Source organism: Reyranella sp., assembly GCF_004296935.1.
GTDB lineage: Bacteria > Pseudomonadota > Alphaproteobacteria > Reyranellales > Reyranellaceae > Reyranella.
The window spans coordinates 17,045-30,947 of sequence record NZ_SCVH01000056.1 but is presented as its reverse complement, the minus strand read 5'-3'; the positions used below and the strand labels follow the sequence as shown (position 1 = coordinate 30,947).

General features: G+C 66.1%; 16 protein-coding genes. 5 read left to right on the top strand and 11 right to left on the bottom strand.

Features of this window, described 5'->3' with window-relative positions; translation table 11 throughout:
* The first annotated feature begins 24 nt into the window (after positions 1-24).
* Positions 25-696 carry a nucleotidyltransferase domain-containing protein gene (locus EPO55_RS07210; protein ID WP_296335913.1) on the top strand — a complete coding sequence of 224 codons (672 nt, stop codon included), beginning with the start codon at positions 25-27 and terminating at the stop codon, positions 694-696.
* Positions 693-1,109, top strand: a complete 417-nt coding sequence (locus EPO55_RS07205; protein ID WP_296335912.1) for a hypothetical protein — start codon at positions 693-695, stop codon at positions 1,107-1,109. Before EPO55_RS07210 ends, EPO55_RS07205 begins: the two co-directional genes overlap by 4 nt.
* On the opposite strand, the gene EPO55_RS07200 is transcribed toward EPO55_RS07205, so the two are convergent.
* Complete coding sequence (locus EPO55_RS07200; protein ID WP_296335911.1) at positions 1,106-1,834, bottom strand: lysophospholipid acyltransferase family protein; 729 nt, start codon at positions 1,832-1,834, stop codon at positions 1,106-1,108. The two genes, EPO55_RS07205 and EPO55_RS07200, sit on opposite strands and share 4 nt — an antisense overlap.
* A 150-nt stretch (positions 1,835-1,984) precedes the next feature.
* On the opposite strand from EPO55_RS07200, the gene EPO55_RS07195 reads away from it, so the two are divergent.
* A complete protein-coding gene (locus tag EPO55_RS07195) occupies positions 1,985-2,674 on the top strand; it encodes a zinc-ribbon domain-containing protein (RefSeq protein ID WP_296335910.1) in 690 nt (229 codons plus the stop codon).
* A 10-nt stretch (positions 2,675-2,684) separates the two neighbouring features.
* Complete coding sequence (gene hpt, locus EPO55_RS07190; protein ID WP_296335909.1) at positions 2,685-3,224, top strand: hypoxanthine phosphoribosyltransferase; 540 nt, start codon at positions 2,685-2,687, stop codon at positions 3,222-3,224.
* 126 nt (positions 3,225-3,350) lie between these two features.
* Here hpt and EPO55_RS07185 read toward each other — a convergent pair whose 3' ends face one another.
* From EPO55_RS07185 to argH, 3 genes are read right to left on the bottom strand one after another with little or no spacing between them, the layout of a single operon-like run.
* Positions 3,351-5,942, bottom strand: coding sequence for a TIGR02302 family protein (locus EPO55_RS07185; protein ID WP_296335908.1), 2,592 nt, complete (start codon positions 5,940-5,942; stop codon positions 3,351-3,353).
* A gap of 13 nt (positions 5,943-5,955) precedes the next feature.
* The gene (gene lysA / locus EPO55_RS07180) at positions 5,956-7,242 is read right to left on the bottom strand and encodes a diaminopimelate decarboxylase (RefSeq protein WP_296335906.1); all 1,287 of its coding nucleotides are present in this window, start codon (positions 7,240-7,242) and stop codon (positions 5,956-5,958) included.
* Complete coding sequence (argH, locus tag EPO55_RS07175; RefSeq protein ID WP_296335905.1) at positions 7,239-8,681, bottom strand: argininosuccinate lyase; 1,443 nt, start codon at positions 8,679-8,681, stop codon at positions 7,239-7,241. Before argH ends, lysA begins: the two co-directional genes overlap by 4 nt.
* Positions 8,682-8,824: 143 nt before the next feature.
* Between argH and EPO55_RS07170 the strand changes: the two genes are divergently transcribed.
* The gene (locus EPO55_RS07170; RefSeq protein ID WP_296335904.1) at positions 8,825-9,283 is read left to right on the top strand and encodes a TlpA disulfide reductase family protein; all 459 of its coding nucleotides are present in this window, start codon (positions 8,825-8,827) and stop codon (positions 9,281-9,283) included.
* Positions 9,284-9,301: 18 nt separating this feature from the next.
* On the opposite strand, the gene EPO55_RS07165 is transcribed toward EPO55_RS07170, so the two are convergent.
* The 7 genes from EPO55_RS07165 to EPO55_RS07135 form a co-directional block, all read right to left on the bottom strand.
* Entirely contained in the window at positions 9,302-9,760 is a 459-nt protein-coding gene (locus tag EPO55_RS07165) for a hypothetical protein (RefSeq protein ID WP_296335902.1), read from the bottom strand.
* 10 nt (positions 9,761-9,770) lie between these two features.
* Positions 9,771-10,643 (bottom strand): 3-hydroxybutyryl-CoA dehydrogenase, encoded by an 873-nt coding sequence (locus EPO55_RS07160; RefSeq protein WP_296335901.1) that lies wholly within the window; start codon positions 10,641-10,643, stop codon positions 9,771-9,773.
* 36 nt (positions 10,644-10,679) lie between these two features.
* Positions 10,680-11,615, bottom strand: coding sequence for an FAD-binding protein (locus EPO55_RS07155; RefSeq protein WP_296335900.1), 936 nt, complete (start codon positions 11,613-11,615; stop codon positions 10,680-10,682).
* 1 nt (position 11,616) lies between these two features.
* A complete protein-coding gene (locus tag EPO55_RS07150) occupies positions 11,617-12,366 on the bottom strand; it encodes an electron transfer flavoprotein subunit beta/FixA family protein (protein ID WP_296335899.1) in 750 nt (249 codons plus the stop codon).
* 237 nt (positions 12,367-12,603) lie between these two features.
* A complete protein-coding gene (locus tag EPO55_RS07145; RefSeq protein WP_296335898.1) occupies positions 12,604-13,053 on the bottom strand; it encodes a GNAT family N-acetyltransferase in 450 nt (149 codons plus the stop codon).
* 10 nt (positions 13,054-13,063) lie between these two features.
* A complete protein-coding gene (locus tag EPO55_RS07140; RefSeq protein ID WP_296335897.1) occupies positions 13,064-13,660 on the bottom strand; it encodes a cob(I)yrinic acid a,c-diamide adenosyltransferase in 597 nt (198 codons plus the stop codon).
* Between the two features lie 4 nt (positions 13,661-13,664).
* On the bottom strand, positions 13,665-13,877 hold the full coding sequence (locus EPO55_RS07135) for an HIG1 domain-containing protein (RefSeq protein WP_296335896.1): 213 nt from the start codon (positions 13,875-13,877) through the stop codon (positions 13,665-13,667).
* Positions 13,878-13,903 lie beyond the last annotated feature (26 nt).

The following is a 13,903-nucleotide window of genomic DNA, read 5'->3' as shown; positions in this document are numbered from 1 at the left end:
CTCTAAACCACTTATTAGTTCTCTATGAATAGTCCCAAGCAAAGTGCCCTTCGCTTCCCCTTGACCCGGGTTCTCGGCTCGGTCGCGAACGTCAAGACGTTACGCGAGCTGGTACGGCACGGGGGAGAATTGTCCGCTCCGTCTCTTTGCGTGAGCACCGGGCTTTCTACGCGCGCCGTTCAGTTGAGCCTGCGCGCCTTGGAAGAAATGGGAGTAATTCGTAGCTTGGGCTCGGGGCGCACACGTCTTTATCGCCGGCGACGTTCACACCCGCTCTCGCAGGTCCTTGTCGAACTCTTCCGAGAAGAGGAGAACCGCTTTGCCTCGATCGTAGGCAAAGTGCGCGAGGCGGCCGAAGCTTGTCGTCCTCAGCTCATGGCAGCTTGGATTTACGGCAGCGTCGCTCGCCGCCAGGACCGCCCCGACAGCGATCTGGATATTGCCCTCGTTGCTTCTCCCGAAGCCGTGGCAAGCGTTGAACGTCTGGTCCGTGAGGCGCTTCTGCCCGCGGAAGAGGAATTAGTCTTTCATGCTTCCGTGGTCACCCTTGGCACAAAGGATGTCATCCAGCTTTCCAGCCAAAGCGACCCGTTCTGGACAAATCTCCGAAGTGACGCGATGACGATCCTGGGAGACTCTCCTGACCTCTTGTTGACGCGCCTCGTACGGGCCAACGACAAAGCGATGGCTACGTGACGCGGACAGGCCCCTCCAAACCCGTAGACAAGGATTATGGAAATCGCAGGCTGGCCATCGCCAAGGCATATCTAAAGGCAGCTCAGGACGAAGCGACGCTCGCCGACGCAACTTCCCTCGGCAACCCGATTGCGTCCCAAATCGTCAAAGCCGCCATCGCCTACGCAGATGCGATAACGGCGATGCGATTGGGACAGGTAAACCAACGCGATCATGAGGGTATTCACAAACTCCTAAGAGATGCCTTGGGCAATGCCCTTCCCGTCGCCCAGGCCAGGCGCCTACGGCGAATAGTCGATTCAAAAGACACCGTGCAGTACGGGGTGCGGCTCTTGCGCAAAGACGAGGCAGAGCAGTTGCTTTCGGAACTGCAGGAATTTGCTCGGTGGGCCGAGACGGAGCTTGCCCGCTAGGGCCGGCGTTTCGGGTCTTGAACGAGCTTCGCCGTCGCCCCCTCGATGCGCTCCCGCAGCGTCTCCATGAAAGTCTTGCGATCGAGGCCCGGCGGGATTTCTGGCAATACCTCGACGTCGATGACGCCCGGCCACTTGATGAATTTCCGCCGCCCCCAGAAGACGCCCGAATTGAGGGCCACCGGCACGACCGGCACGCCGAGCTGGCGATAGAGCGCGGCCGTGCCGACTTGATAGGGCGGCTGCGCCCCAACAGGTGTGCGTGTGCCCTCCGGGAAAATCAGGATGGAGCGGCCGTCGGCCAGTGCTGCCTTTGTTTGCTTCACCAGGCTACGCAGCGCCTTGGCGCCGTCGCCGCGCTCGACACCGATGTGGCCGGCCCGCGCCATCGCCCAGCCGACAACGGGAATGAACAACAGCTCGCGCTTCAGGATGATTGCGGCATTTGGAAACAGCAGGGCGAAGGCCAGCGTCTCCCACGTCGACTGATGCTTGGCCGCGATGATGACGGGACCCGCCGGCATGTTCTCGAGACCACCCAGGCGATGCGTGAGGCGACAGGTGAGCCGCAGCCAGCCGAGACAGAAGGCGATCCAGAAATGCGACCAGGCGATCACCCGACGGCGCGGCAGCAGCAGGATCGGCGCGCCGACGATGGCGATCACGGTCGACCCGACATACCAGCCGACATTGAAGAGAAACGAACGGATGCCAAGACCGATCACGGCCGTCTCACCGTGACGGCGCCATGATCGAGGGAGGAAGCGGGATGGAACATGAAACGGGGGCGCGAGGGAACCGTGTTGCTTGTAAGGCCAGTTTTAGTGGCCTAACGTCCGCCCGCAAGCACATCTAGGGGAACTTCCCCACTCATCATGCACGTCACTTGTTCAAACTGCGGCGCCCGGTACGCCGTCGATCCGGCGGCGCTCGGCGAGGGCGGACGCACCGTCCAGTGCGCTCGATGCAGCCATCGCTGGTTCGCGAAGCCCGAGGCCGCACCCGCGGCCTCCTCGCCCGCCGCGCCGCGGGCGCAATCCGTGCCGGATTTCGTGATCCGCCCCCAAGCCCCAGGCGCGGGCCTGCCGGCGCTGACGCGACCGCGCCCGAAAAGCCCGTGGGGCCAGTGGCTGCTGGGCGCCCTCGTCCTGTTCCTGCTGTTGAGCGTTGCCGCCTATGCCTGGCGCGGCGAGATCCGGGAGCGGCTGCCGGCCGAATGGCGCCCGATCCTCAGTCTCGACACGCTTCGCTCCCTGTTCGGACCGTCGACGACGGCCCGCCCCGCCCCGGCCAGCCAGGCGCGACTCGAGATCGACCTCGACAACAGCAAGGTCGAGCTGGTCGACGGCCGCTATGTCGTGCAGGGCGACGTCATCAATACCGGCCGCGCGCCGGGGTCGACCAGCCGACTGAAACTGACCTTCCGGAAGGACAACGACGTGCTGGGCGAACGCGCCTACCCGATGGTCCATGGCCCGATCGGGCCGGGCGGGCGGGTGAGCTTTCGCCAGACGCTCGACGATCCGCCTTCCGGCACCACCGAGATCGTGCCCGCCATCGAATAACGAGTCCGCCATGCCCAACCGTCCCACCGTCTCGATCCGCTTTTCCGCCGCCGAGATCGCCGCCCGCGTCGACGTCATGGCCGGCGAGCTCGCGGCCAAGCTTCCGGCCGACACGCTGGTGGTCTCGGTGCTGAAGGGCAGCTTCGTGTTCGCCGCCGACCTCATCCGCGCGCTCAGCCTGGCCGGCGCCGACTGGTCGATGGATTTCCTCACCCTCTCCAGCTACGGCAGCGCCACCGAGACCAGCGGCAGCGTGCGGATCGTGCGCGACATCGTCGACGACGTGCGCAACCGCGACGTCCTGCTGGTCGACGATATCCTGGAATCGGGACTGACCCTCAGTTTCGCCAAGAAGCTTCTGCTCGAGCGCAACGCGCACCGGGTCTGGGTCTGCACGCTGCTCGACAAGCCGGGCAAGCGGCGCACCACGCTGGTGGCCGATTTCGTCGGCTTCCAGGCCGGCGACGAGTTTCTCGTGGGTTACGGACTCGACTGGGCCCACCGCTTCCGCGGCCTGCCGTATATCGGTGTGGTGGAGAAGACAGGCTAACGGGCCACCTGCACCATCTCGAACGCCGAGAAAGGATCCCTCGCTACGCTCGGGATGACAAAGGCTGATCACCCCGGCCTACTCGTGTCATCCCGAGCGTAGCGAGGGATCCTTGATCGAACGACGCTAGTACGTCTTCAGCAGACGATCGATGTAGTCGAGTTCTTCCTTCGGCCGCAGCTGTTCGCCGGCGCGGCGGCGCAGTTCGTCGAGGATCTCGCGGCTGCGCTGGCGCTCCAGCTCGAGCGGGATCTTGTCGGTGCCGGTATCGACCGCATCGCCGTAGTTGCCGTCGGAACGGCCGAGCGGATCGCGATCCTCGCCCTTGCGTTCGCGCTCCTCGATCTCGGCAAGATCCTGGCTGTTGCCCGGCCCGCGCTGGCGCATCTGGTCGGCCATGTCGCCCATGCCCTGCTGCAGATTGTCGAGGGCGCGCCGCTGCGAGCGCGACGCCTCGCGTGGATCGCCGCGGCGCAGCGCTTCCTCAGCCTCGCGCATCGAGCGCTCGGCCCGGCCCAGCGCCTCGGGCATCGGCATGCCGTTCTCGTCGAGGCGGCGCATGAGGTCGCCGAGCTGGCGGCGCAGGCCTTCCTGCTGGCCGCGCTGCTGCTCGCCCCACTGGCCTTCACCTGGCTGGCCCTGGCCCTGCCCAGGCTGTCCCTGGCCCGGCTGCTGGCCCTGTTGGCCTTGCTGACCCTGCTGGCCACGCTGTCCCTGCTGGCCGCGTTGTCCCTGCTGCCCCTGCTGGCGGCCCTCGCGCTCGGACTCGCCCAGAAGCTGGTTCTGGCGGCGCGACAACCGGTCGAGCTGGTTCATCATCTCGCGGCCCTGCTGATTGCCCTGGCCCTGCTGGCCGCGCTGCTGGCCGGGTTGGCGCTGCTGGCCGGGCTGGGCCATCATCGGCGTGGCGTTTTCCATCATCTTGCGCAGCTCTTCGAGCAGCCGCTTGGCTCCCTCGCGGTCGCCGTTCTTCGCCATCTCGCGAATCTTGTCGAGCATCTTCTGCAGGTCGTCGCCGGTGATGGTGTTGTTGGGATCCATCTTCTCCGCCTGCTCCTGCATGCGGCGGCGTTCGTCCGGATCCTTCATCTTCTCGGCGAGCTCGCGCTGCCAGCGGGCCATGGCGTCGTAGAGCTGCTGGATCAGGCGCTCGATCTCCTCGTCGCCAGCATTGCGCTGCATGGCGTCGCGCAGCTCCTGCCGCGCCTGTTCGAGCGCCTGCTCGGCCTCGGACGTGGCGCCGCTCTCGAGGCGCATGGCGAGATCCCAGAGCAGCTTCTGGGTCTCGGTGATGTTCTCCTTGTCGCCGTTCTGGGCGAGGCGCGCCGCGCCGATGCGAAGTCCGAGCTGGACGACCGGATCGTCACGATAGCTTTCCGGCTTGACCTGGATCATGCGCATGCCGTCGGTCACATCGGCGCGATAGCCCTTGGGGTCGCGCGTCAACGCCTTGCGCAGAACGATCAGCGCCCGCGCCGTCGGATCGTTGAACACACGCTCGGGCAGCAGGAAGGTCTCGACGGCGCTCCGGCCCTTCTGGTCGATGGCATCGGTGGCAAACAGCATCACCGTGACCTTGAGGCCGGCCCACGGATGGCTGGTGAGGTCGCGGATGAAAGTATCCGACACCTTCCTGGTGTTGCCGGCGACCGGCAGGTCGATGCGCAGGACTTCCGGCTCCTCGTCGCTGCTGAGCGCATCGTCGCCCAGCACGCTGCCGTGCAGCCGGATCTGGAGTTGGACACCCTTCACGCCGAAATCGTCGCCGGCGATGTACTCGATCTTGGTCGACCACTTGTCGACGCCGATCGGGCGGGAGAATTCGATGGTCGGCGCCAGGTCGGGAATGACGTGCAGCTTCCAACGGGCCTGTTCGTCGCCGCGCGCCTGAAGCGCGATCTGCTTGCCCTCGGTGATGACCTGCTCGACCTGGTACTTGCCCTTGCCGACGGTGGTGAATTCGGTCGTCTTGCCGTCGATCGCGAGCAGCGGCGGCTTGCGGCCGCGCACGTCGTCGACGAAACCGGCCAGCTTGCTGCCGACCGGCACCCGCAGAACCTTGTCGCGATCGTTGACGTCGAGATAGATCGGCGGCCTGCCGGTGTAGGCCGGCGGCGCGATCCACAGATTGGCGACCACCGGCGGCGGCGGCGGAAAGGCCGGCGTGAAGGCGGCGGTCATGCGGTCGGCCCGCCAGCCGCCCGCGCTCGCGACCGCCACGATCAGCAGCAGCACCGGCACCAGGCGAAGCGCCCAGGTATCGAGCCTGGCAAGGCCGGGATGGGCCGGCCTGTTGCCGAGGCCAGCCAGGCGCTCGACCTCGCGGCGGCGATGGGCGTCCCACAGGGCGGCGGCCATCGGATCGTCCTGGCCGGCAGCGAGGCGATCCTGCACGGCCACCAGCGGCCGGTGCGGCACGCCGCTGTCGCGCTCGAGCCGGCGGATCGCGTCTTCCCGCGCGGGCCAGGCAAAATCCCGCAGCTCCCACCAGCCGAGCCCGCCCAGCGCGAGCGCCAGCAGCGCCAGCAGGCCGGTATGAGTCCAAGGCTCGAGGCCGGCGAAGAGGTCGAGGTGGGCGGCCGCCACGAACAGGGCCGCATAGGCCAGGATCGGCACCAGGCGAGGCCAGAGGCCTTCCCAGGCGAGCGCCATCCACGCCACACTGATCTTGCGCCGCAAGCCGGGCGCTTCGATCGTGGGGGTCTGGCTGGCGTCCATCGCCGTCCTTTCGTTACGCTTTTACAGGCTCCATCCAGGGCGGGAACCGCTCGGCCCGGAGCATCTCGTCGATCGTCGGCCTGGGCCTAATGACCGCAAATCGCGTGCCATCGACCATCACTTCCGGAGCCAGGGGGCGGGTGTTGTAGCTGGAAGCCATGACCGCCCCGTAGGCCCCGGCCGAGCGTATCATGACGAGGTCTCCGGCAGCCAGCGGGGGCAGATCACGGTTCTGTGCCAGGAAATCGCCCGATTCGCAGATCGGACCGACAATGTCGCAGCGGATCGTGGCGGCATCTTGACGGGCTTCGCGGACCGGCAGGATGTCGTGCCAGGCCTCATAGAGGGTCGGCCGGATGAGATCGTTCATGGCGGCGTCGACGATGACGAAAGTCTTTGCCGCACCGGGCTTCACGAGGATGACCTCGCTCACCAGGACGCCGGATTCGCCGACCAGGCGCCGGCCAGGCTCGAAGGTGAGCTCGCAGCCGAGCCCGGCCGTTTCCCGGGCGACCACGGCCATGAATTCGGCGATCGAGGGCGGCTTCTCGTCGGCATAAACAATCCCCAGGCCACCACCGATATCGAAGCGGTCGATGCGGTGGCCGTCGGCGCGCAACTGGCCGATCAGCTCGCGCACCCGCACGATTGCGGCGCGGTAGGGCTCGAGCGAGGTGAGCTGCGAGCCGATGTGCATCGCCACCCCAACGACCTTGAGGTTGGGCAGCCGGCCGGCCAGCGCAAAGGCCTCGCGCGCGAGGTCGATGTCGATGCCGAACTTGTTCTCCTTGCGGCCCGTGGTGATCTTGGCATGCGTGCCGGCATCGACGTCGGGATTGACGCGAATGGTGATGTCGGCCCGGACGCCGAGCTGACCCGCGACGGCGTTCAGAGTCTCGAGTTCGGCCGTGCTCTCGACATTGATCTGGCCGACTTTGGCCTGCAGGGCCTCCATGAGCTCCGAGGCCTTCTTGCCGACGCCGGAATAGATGATGCGACTGGCCGGGATGCCGGCCGCGAGAGCGCGGCGCATCTCGCCCACCGAGACGATGTCTGCGCCGGCGCCCATCTCGGCGAAGACGCGGATGACGGCGAGGTTGCTGTTGGCCTTCATGGCATAGCAGACGCCAACCTTGTGGGGGGCCTTCATGCCCTTGATGCCGTCGGCGAATTCGCGCCATCCCGCGCGCAGCGCGCCGGCGGAATAGCAGTAGAAGGGCGTGCCGACCTGGGCCGCGATGGCGGCAAGCGTCACGCCTTCGGCGTGCATCTCGCCGTTGCGATACTCGAAGAAGCTCATCGCCGCGATCCCTTGGTGCGCCCCGGAAAACGGCGCCGCGCTTCCTTGACGGCGCGCGCCACATTGGCCGGCGCCGTGCCGCCCAGACTCTTGCGCGCCTTGACCGAGGCCTCGACCGTGAGCACGCGATAGACACTGCGATCGATCCGGGACTCGACGGCCCGCATCTCAGCGAGCGAGAGCTTGTCGAGGTCGACGCCCTTGTCGGCGGCGATGCCGACGAGGCGGCCGGTGACGTGGTGGGCCTGGCGGAACGGCAAGCCGACCTCGCGGACCAGCCAGTCGGCGAGATCCGTCGCCACCGAATAGTCGGCCGAGGCGACGGCACGCATGCGCGCCGGGTTGGCCTTGAGGTCGCGCACCATCCCGGCCATCGCGGCGATGCCGAGTTCCAGGGAGTCGGCGGCGTCGAACAGCGGCTCCTTGTCCTCCTGCATGTCCTTGCCGTAGGTGAGCGGCAGGCCCTTCAGCATGGTGCAGAGGGCCACGAAGGCGCCGACGATACGGCCGGTCTTGCCGCGCGTCAGCTCGGCGGCGTCCGGGTTGCGCTTCTGCGGCATGATCGAGCTGCCGGTGGTGAAGGCGTCCGAGAGCGCAATGAAGCGGAACGGCGCCGAGCACCAGATCACGATCTCTTCCGACAGTCGCGACAGATGGACTGCCGCGAGCGAGGCCGCGGCGATGAATTCGACCACATAGTCGCGGTCCGAGACGGCATCGAGCGAGTTCGCCATCGGCCGGTCGAAGCCCAGCGCCCTGGCGGTGTGCCGGGGATCGATGGGGTGCGGCGAGCCGGCAAGCGCTGCGGCGCCCAGCGGCGACTCGTTCAGGCGCACGCGGCAGTCGGCGAGCCGGCTGCGGTCACGCCCGAACATCTCGACATAGGCCATGAGATGATGGCCGAAGGTGATGGGCTGCGCCGTCTGCAGGTGCGTGAAGCCCGGCATGATGGTGGCGGCATATTCCTCGGCGCGGTCGATCAACGCGGCCTGCAGATCGGCCAGCATCGGCTCCAGGCGGTCGATGGTGTCGCGTACCCACAGCCGGACGTCGAGCGCCACCTGGTCGTTGCGCGAGCGCGCGGTGTGCAGCCGGCCGCCGGCCTGGCCGATCAGCTCGGTCAGCCGCGCCTCGACATTGAAATGGATGTCCTCGAGCTTGGTCGAGAACTTGAAGCGGCCGCTCTCGATCTCCGCGCGCACCTGGAGCAGCCCGCGCCTGATGGCGCGGCCGTCCTTGGCCGTGAGGATGCCCTGGGCCACCAGCATGTCGGCATGCGCCAGCGAGCCCGCGATGTCCTGCGCGTACAGCCGCCGGTCGAAACCGATGGAAGCGTTGATCCGCTCCATGATTTCCGCCGGGCCGAGCTTGTAACGGCCGCCCCACATCGTGTTGGAGCGGCTCTTCACTACTCGCGCAGTCGTGTTCTTTCGTGCCATGAATTCGAGCCATTGATCCTGTAGGAACGCGGCTTATGACATATCCCGACCCTAATTTCCTCCCCGGCCGGAGGTACATTCTCTCCGGCGGCCTCGCCGGAGCGGTGGCGGCCCTTGCGCTCCCCGCGCAGGCGTCGGGGGACATGCGACTGTTCGAAAAGGCAAAGACGCCCAAGCCGCTGCCGGATATCGCGTTCCAGGATGCCAATGACAAGCCGCTGCGCTTCGCCGAATTCCGCGGGCGCGCCCTGCTGATCAATTTCTGGGCGACGTGGTGTGTACCCTGCGTCAAGGAGATGCCGAGCCTCGACCGGCTCCAGGCGATGTTCCCTCAGGACAAGTTCATCATCCTGCCGCTGTCGATCGACGGGCCGACCAAGCCCAAGGTCGCGCCGTTCTACAAGGACAAGAAACTCACCAACCTCGGCATCTACTTCGACCCGGGCCGCAAGGCCATGCAGGGACTTGGGGTCACCTTGCTGCCGACCTCGATCCTGGTCGATCCGCAAGGCCGGGAGCTGGGCCGCCTGGAAGGCGACGCCGACTGGGACATGCCGGAGGGCGTCGCCCTCATGAAGGCTGCCATCGCCAGCCAGAGCTGACGAAAGGCGTCTGTCGGCCTAGTTGCCGACTTCGCAGTGCTTGTTCATTTCCTTGCAGACGCGCAGCACGGCCTGCACGACCATCGACGACGTGGAGCCTTCGCCCGGACCGGCATGGCCGGCGATCATGAGCTGGGAAACATCGTCGTTGAAGGAAGCGACATTCAGGGTGGCGGTGCGGTCACCCTCGGCGATCTGCAGGCGACGCGTCCCCGAATCGTGCATCAGGATGCGGACCGATGTGTTCTTGCGCGCCATTTCCAGCGCCGTCGAGAACACCTTGGCCGCCGGCGCATCGAGGATGACCGTGGCGAAGTCGTAGCCCGGCCGGCCATTCTGCGGCCCCTCGGTCATCTGATGAATCCGCCCCAGCGCCTTGCGGGCAACGAACACCCACTGCGCCTCGGCCGGGCTGAAGGGAATGGCCGCCAGGATGGTGCCGAGAGCGACTGCGAAGACGACAAGAAACCGCGCCATGGCCGCTCACCTATCGTGTCGGGACGGGACGCTCGCCGGAGTAATCGTAGAAGCCGCGCTTGACCTTCTTGCCGACCCAGCCGGCCTCGACATACTTCACCAGGAGCGGACATGGACGGTACTTGGAATCGGCCAGGCCCTCGTGCAGGACCTGCATGACCGACAGGCAGGTGTCGAGGCCGATGAAGTCGGCGAGCTCGAGCGGGCCCATCGGATGGTTGGCGCCGAGTTTCATGCCGGTGTCGATCGCCTCGACATTGCCGACGCCTTCGTAGAGGGCGTAGACCGCCTCGTTGATCATCGGCAGCAGGATGCGGTTGACGATGAAGGCCGGGAAGTCCTCGGCATTGACCGGCTTCTTGTCGAGCTTGACCACCACCTCGCGCACCGTACGGAAGGTCTCTTCCTCGGTGGCGATGCCGCGGATCAGCTCGACCAGTCCCATCAACGGGACCGGGTTCATGAAATGCATGCCCATGAACTTGCCGGGGCGGTCGGTCACCGACGCAAGCCGGGTGACCGAGATCGACGAGGTGTTTGTGGCGAGCAGCACGTTCGCCGGCAGGTCGACGCAGACTTTCTTGAAAATCTCGCGCTTCACCGACTCGTTCTCGGTCGCGGCCTCGACGATCAGGTCGCAATCGGCGAACGCCTTGTAGTCGACAGCGGTCGTGATACGCCGCAACGCCTGGTCCTTGTCCTCGGGCCGGATCATGCCGCGACCGATCTGGCGGTCCATGTTGCGGCCGATGGCGTCGATGCCCTTGTCGAGATGCGCCTGATCGACATCCGCGAGCCGGATATCGAACCCCTTGAGTGCGCAGACATGGGCGATACCGCTGCCCATCTGGCCGGCGCCGATGACGCCGATGCGCTTGATCATGGTGGGTACCTCTAACTATCCCGTGGAACGGGTGAACTATTTCTTCTCGACCGCGGCGGTCAGCTCCGGAACGATCTGGAACAGATCGCCGACGATGCCGTAGTCGGCCACCTGGAAGATCGGCGCTTCCTCGTCCTTGTTGATCGCCACGATGGTCTTGCTGTCCTTCATCCCGGCGAGATGCTGGATCGCGCCGGAAATGCCGATGGCAATGTAGAGATCAGGGGCGACCACCTTGCCGGTCTGCCCGACCTGATAATCGTTCGGGACGTAGCCCGCGTCCACCGCCGCGCGGCTGGCGCCGAGGCCAGCGCCCAGCTTGTCGGCCAAGGTCTCGAGCATCTTGAAGTTCTCGCCGCTCGCCAGGCCACGTCCACCGGACACGACGATCTTGGCGCTGGTGAGTTCGGGCCGCTCGCTCTTGGAGAGCTCGGCCCCCACGAACGACGACAGGCCTGTCGCACCGGTGCCGCCGATCTGTTCGACCGCGGCCGAACCGCCGCCGGCGCCGGCCTTGAAGTTGGTCGGGCGGATCGTCACGACCTTGATCTTGTCGCCCGATTGCACGGTCGCCATGGCGTTGCCGGCATAGATCGGCCGCACGAACGTGTCGGGCGAGACGACCTGGATGGCCTCGGAGATCTGCGCCACGTCGAGCAGGGCCGCGACACGCGGGGCGACGTTCTTGCCGACCGAATCGGCGGCCATCACGATGTGGCTGTAGTTCGGCGCCAGCTTGACCACGAGCGGCGCGATATCCTCGGCCAGCCAGTTGCCATAGGCCGCATCCTCGGCCTGAAGCACCTTGGCCACGCCCTGGAGGGCGGCGGCCGACTTGGCGGCTTCGCCGGCATTGCTGCCGGCCACCAGCACGTGCACGTCCGAACCCATCTGGGAGGCGGCAGCGACGGCGTTGGCAACGTTGGCGCGGACAGTCTTGCCGTCATGCGCGGCGACAACGAGGATGGCCATGTCAGATCACTCCCGCTTCGTTGCGCAGCTTGTCGACCAGTTCGGCGACCGTCTTCACCTTGATGCCGGCCTTGCGCTTGGGCGGCTCCTCGACCTTCAGCGTCTTGATGCGCGGCGCCACATCGACACCGAGCGCGTCCGGCGCCAGGACTTCGATCGGCTTCTTCTTGGCCTTCATGATGTTCGGCAGCGAGGCGTAGCGCGGCTCGTTGAGGCGCAGGTCGGTGGTGATCACCGCCGGCAGCTTGATCTTGATGTTCTCGAGCCCGCCGTCGACCTCGCGCTTCACCTCGGCCGAGCCGTCGGCGACATGCAGCTTGTTGGCGAAAGTGCCCTGCGACCAGCCGAGAAGGGCGGCCAGCATCTGGCCGGTCTGGTTGGAGTCGTCGTCGATCGCCTGCTTGCCGACGATCACCAGGCCGGGCTGCTCCTTGTCGACGACAGCCTTCAAGAGCTTGGCGACGGCCAGCGGCTGCAGTTCGGCATCGGTCTGGACGAGGATGCCGCGGTCAGCGCCCATGGCAAGCGCGGTGCGGATCGTCTCCTGGCACTGCGCGGGGCCTGCGGAAAAGGCGATGACCTCGGTCGCGAGCCCCTTCTCCTTCATGCGGAGCGCCTCTTCCACGGCGATCTCGTCGAAGGGGTTCATGGACATCTTGACGTTCGCCGTCTCGACACCCGTGTTATCGGCCTTTACGCGGATCTTGACGTTGTAGTCGATGACCCGCTTGACCGCGACCAGCACTTTCATCGCGTTGCGCCTATTGGTGAGTTGCGGCCGGACCTCCCGCCCGGCGAAGGGGTTTTCGTGTACGGGGCCTCAGCCGATCATGTCAAGACTATGTCGCGCTGCACAAAATCGCAGGGTGGAAGCTTTTTCCTTGATCTTTCAACAGCTTGGGGCCTCTGGCGCTCGCCGCCAGACATCCACGGCACATCCGGTACGCAGCTATGAGCAAGCAGTCGGAGCGCCGGCTGGCAACCACCGTCATGGCAGAGCGATGTCGTAGCGGACGTGGTGGGTGAGCTGGGCGACGCGATCGTACAGCGCGCGCGCCGCCACATTGTCGGCCTCGGTATGCCAATATATCCGGCGCCAGCCGCGGTCCCGGCCACGCGCGACCAAGGCATCGATCAACTTTCTCCCTACCCCGGCGCCACGGGCAGACGGTTCGACCCAGAGATCTTCAAGATAGCAAACCATCCGACTGCTGAAGGTGTGGGGATGGAGGACGTAGTGTGCGAAGCCAACCAGCATGCTTTCGGCACCGGGCCTTGCGCCCACCAGCGCGCTCACCGGATTGTCCGGGTCCATGATCCGGCGCCACAACTCTTCATTTTCCGCTACCGGGAGCGATGCTTCGAAATGCGCGCAATTGGCTCGCCACATCCGGTGCCAAGCCGGCCAGTCGGCCGCCTCTGCTTCGCGAATTACCATTGATGCATCGTTATCTTGCCCCGCCCGGCACCCACAGGACGTCCGTCGCGCCATTGTCGTTGAGCCGCCGCGCCAGCACGAACAGGTGATCGGAGAGGCGGTTGATGTACTTGATCGCCTCCGGGTTGATCGCCTGCTCGGCTGCGAGCCGCGTCATGCAGCGCTCGGCGCGGCGGGACACCGTACGGGCGAGATGCAGCCGCGCGGCGACTTCGCTGCCGCCGGGCAGGATGAACGAGTTGAGCGGCGCCAGCTCGGCGTTCATGGCGTCGATCTCCTTCTCGAGGCGCTCGACCTGGCTCGCCACGATGCGCAGGGCGCCCTCGCCGCGCTTGCTCTCGCCCTCGGGCGTGCAGAGGTCGGCGCCGAGGTCGAACAGGTCGTTCTGGATGCGGCCCAGCATGGCGTCCGCTTCGGGAAGCCTGGGATCGCCCAGGATGGTGTGGGCGATGGTGCTGCGGGCAAGGCCGATGACGGAATTGGTTTCGTCGACCGTCCCATAGGCTTCGACCCGGATATCGTGCTTGTCGACGCGCTCGCCGCGGCCGAGCGACGTCTGTCCTGCGTCGCCGCCGCGCGTGTAGATGCGGGTGAGTTTGACGGCCATCAGTTCAGCTCCGGCTGGCCAGGTACCACAGGAGAATGAGGACGATCGTCAGGAACTGTAGGCGCACGCGCCACCACATCAGCCGGTTGCTGCGCCGCCCGCCTTCGACCGTCCCCTCGACGTTGCGGCTCATGCTGATCAGGCCCGCGAACAGCATGCCGAGCGTGGCGAGGCCCGACAGGATCACCAGAACGAACAGGACGCCGGCGAGTGTCATTCATGAGCTCCAATAGTCACGGCCTA

Excerpts from the sequence above, each read along its gene's own strand:
- hpt (WP_296335909.1), top strand. The coding sequence starts at position 2,685 with ATGCCCAACCGTCCCACCGTCTCGATCCGCTTTTCCGCCGCCGAGATC.
- EPO55_RS07140 (WP_296335897.1), bottom strand. The coding sequence starts at position 13,660 with ATGGCCGTCAAACTCACCCGCATCTACACGCGCGGCGGCGACGCAGGA.
- EPO55_RS07150 (WP_296335899.1), bottom strand. The coding sequence starts at position 12,366 with ATGAAAGTGCTGGTCGCGGTCAAGCGGGTCATCGACTACAACGTCAAG.
- EPO55_RS07145 (WP_296335898.1), bottom strand. The coding sequence starts at position 13,053 with ATGGTAATTCGCGAAGCAGAGGCGGCCGACTGGCCGGCTTGGCACCGG.
- EPO55_RS07155 (WP_296335900.1), bottom strand. The coding sequence starts at position 11,615 with ATGGCCATCCTCGTTGTCGCCGCGCATGACGGCAAGACTGTCCGCGCC.
- EPO55_RS07160 (WP_296335901.1), bottom strand. The coding sequence starts at position 10,643 with ATGATCAAGCGCATCGGCGTCATCGGCGCCGGCCAGATGGGCAGCGGT.
- EPO55_RS07195 (WP_296335910.1), top strand. The coding sequence starts at position 1,985 with ATGCACGTCACTTGTTCAAACTGCGGCGCCCGGTACGCCGTCGATCCG.
- EPO55_RS07165 (WP_296335902.1), bottom strand. The coding sequence starts at position 9,760 with ATGGCGCGGTTTCTTGTCGTCTTCGCAGTCGCTCTCGGCACCATCCTG.
- EPO55_RS07210 (WP_296335913.1), top strand. The coding sequence starts at position 25 with ATGAATAGTCCCAAGCAAAGTGCCCTTCGCTTCCCCTTGACCCGGGTT.
- argH (WP_296335905.1), bottom strand. The coding sequence starts at position 8,681 with ATGGCACGAAAGAACACGACTGCGCGAGTAGTGAAGAGCCGCTCCAAC.
- EPO55_RS07170 (WP_296335904.1), top strand. The coding sequence starts at position 8,825 with ATGCGACTGTTCGAAAAGGCAAAGACGCCCAAGCCGCTGCCGGATATC.
- EPO55_RS07185 (WP_296335908.1), bottom strand. The coding sequence starts at position 5,942 with ATGGACGCCAGCCAGACCCCCACGATCGAAGCGCCCGGCTTGCGGCGC.
- EPO55_RS07135 (WP_296335896.1), bottom strand. The coding sequence starts at position 13,877 with ATGACACTCGCCGGCGTCCTGTTCGTTCTGGTGATCCTGTCGGGCCTC.
- lysA (WP_296335906.1), bottom strand. The coding sequence starts at position 7,242 with ATGAGCTTCTTCGAGTATCGCAACGGCGAGATGCACGCCGAAGGCGTG.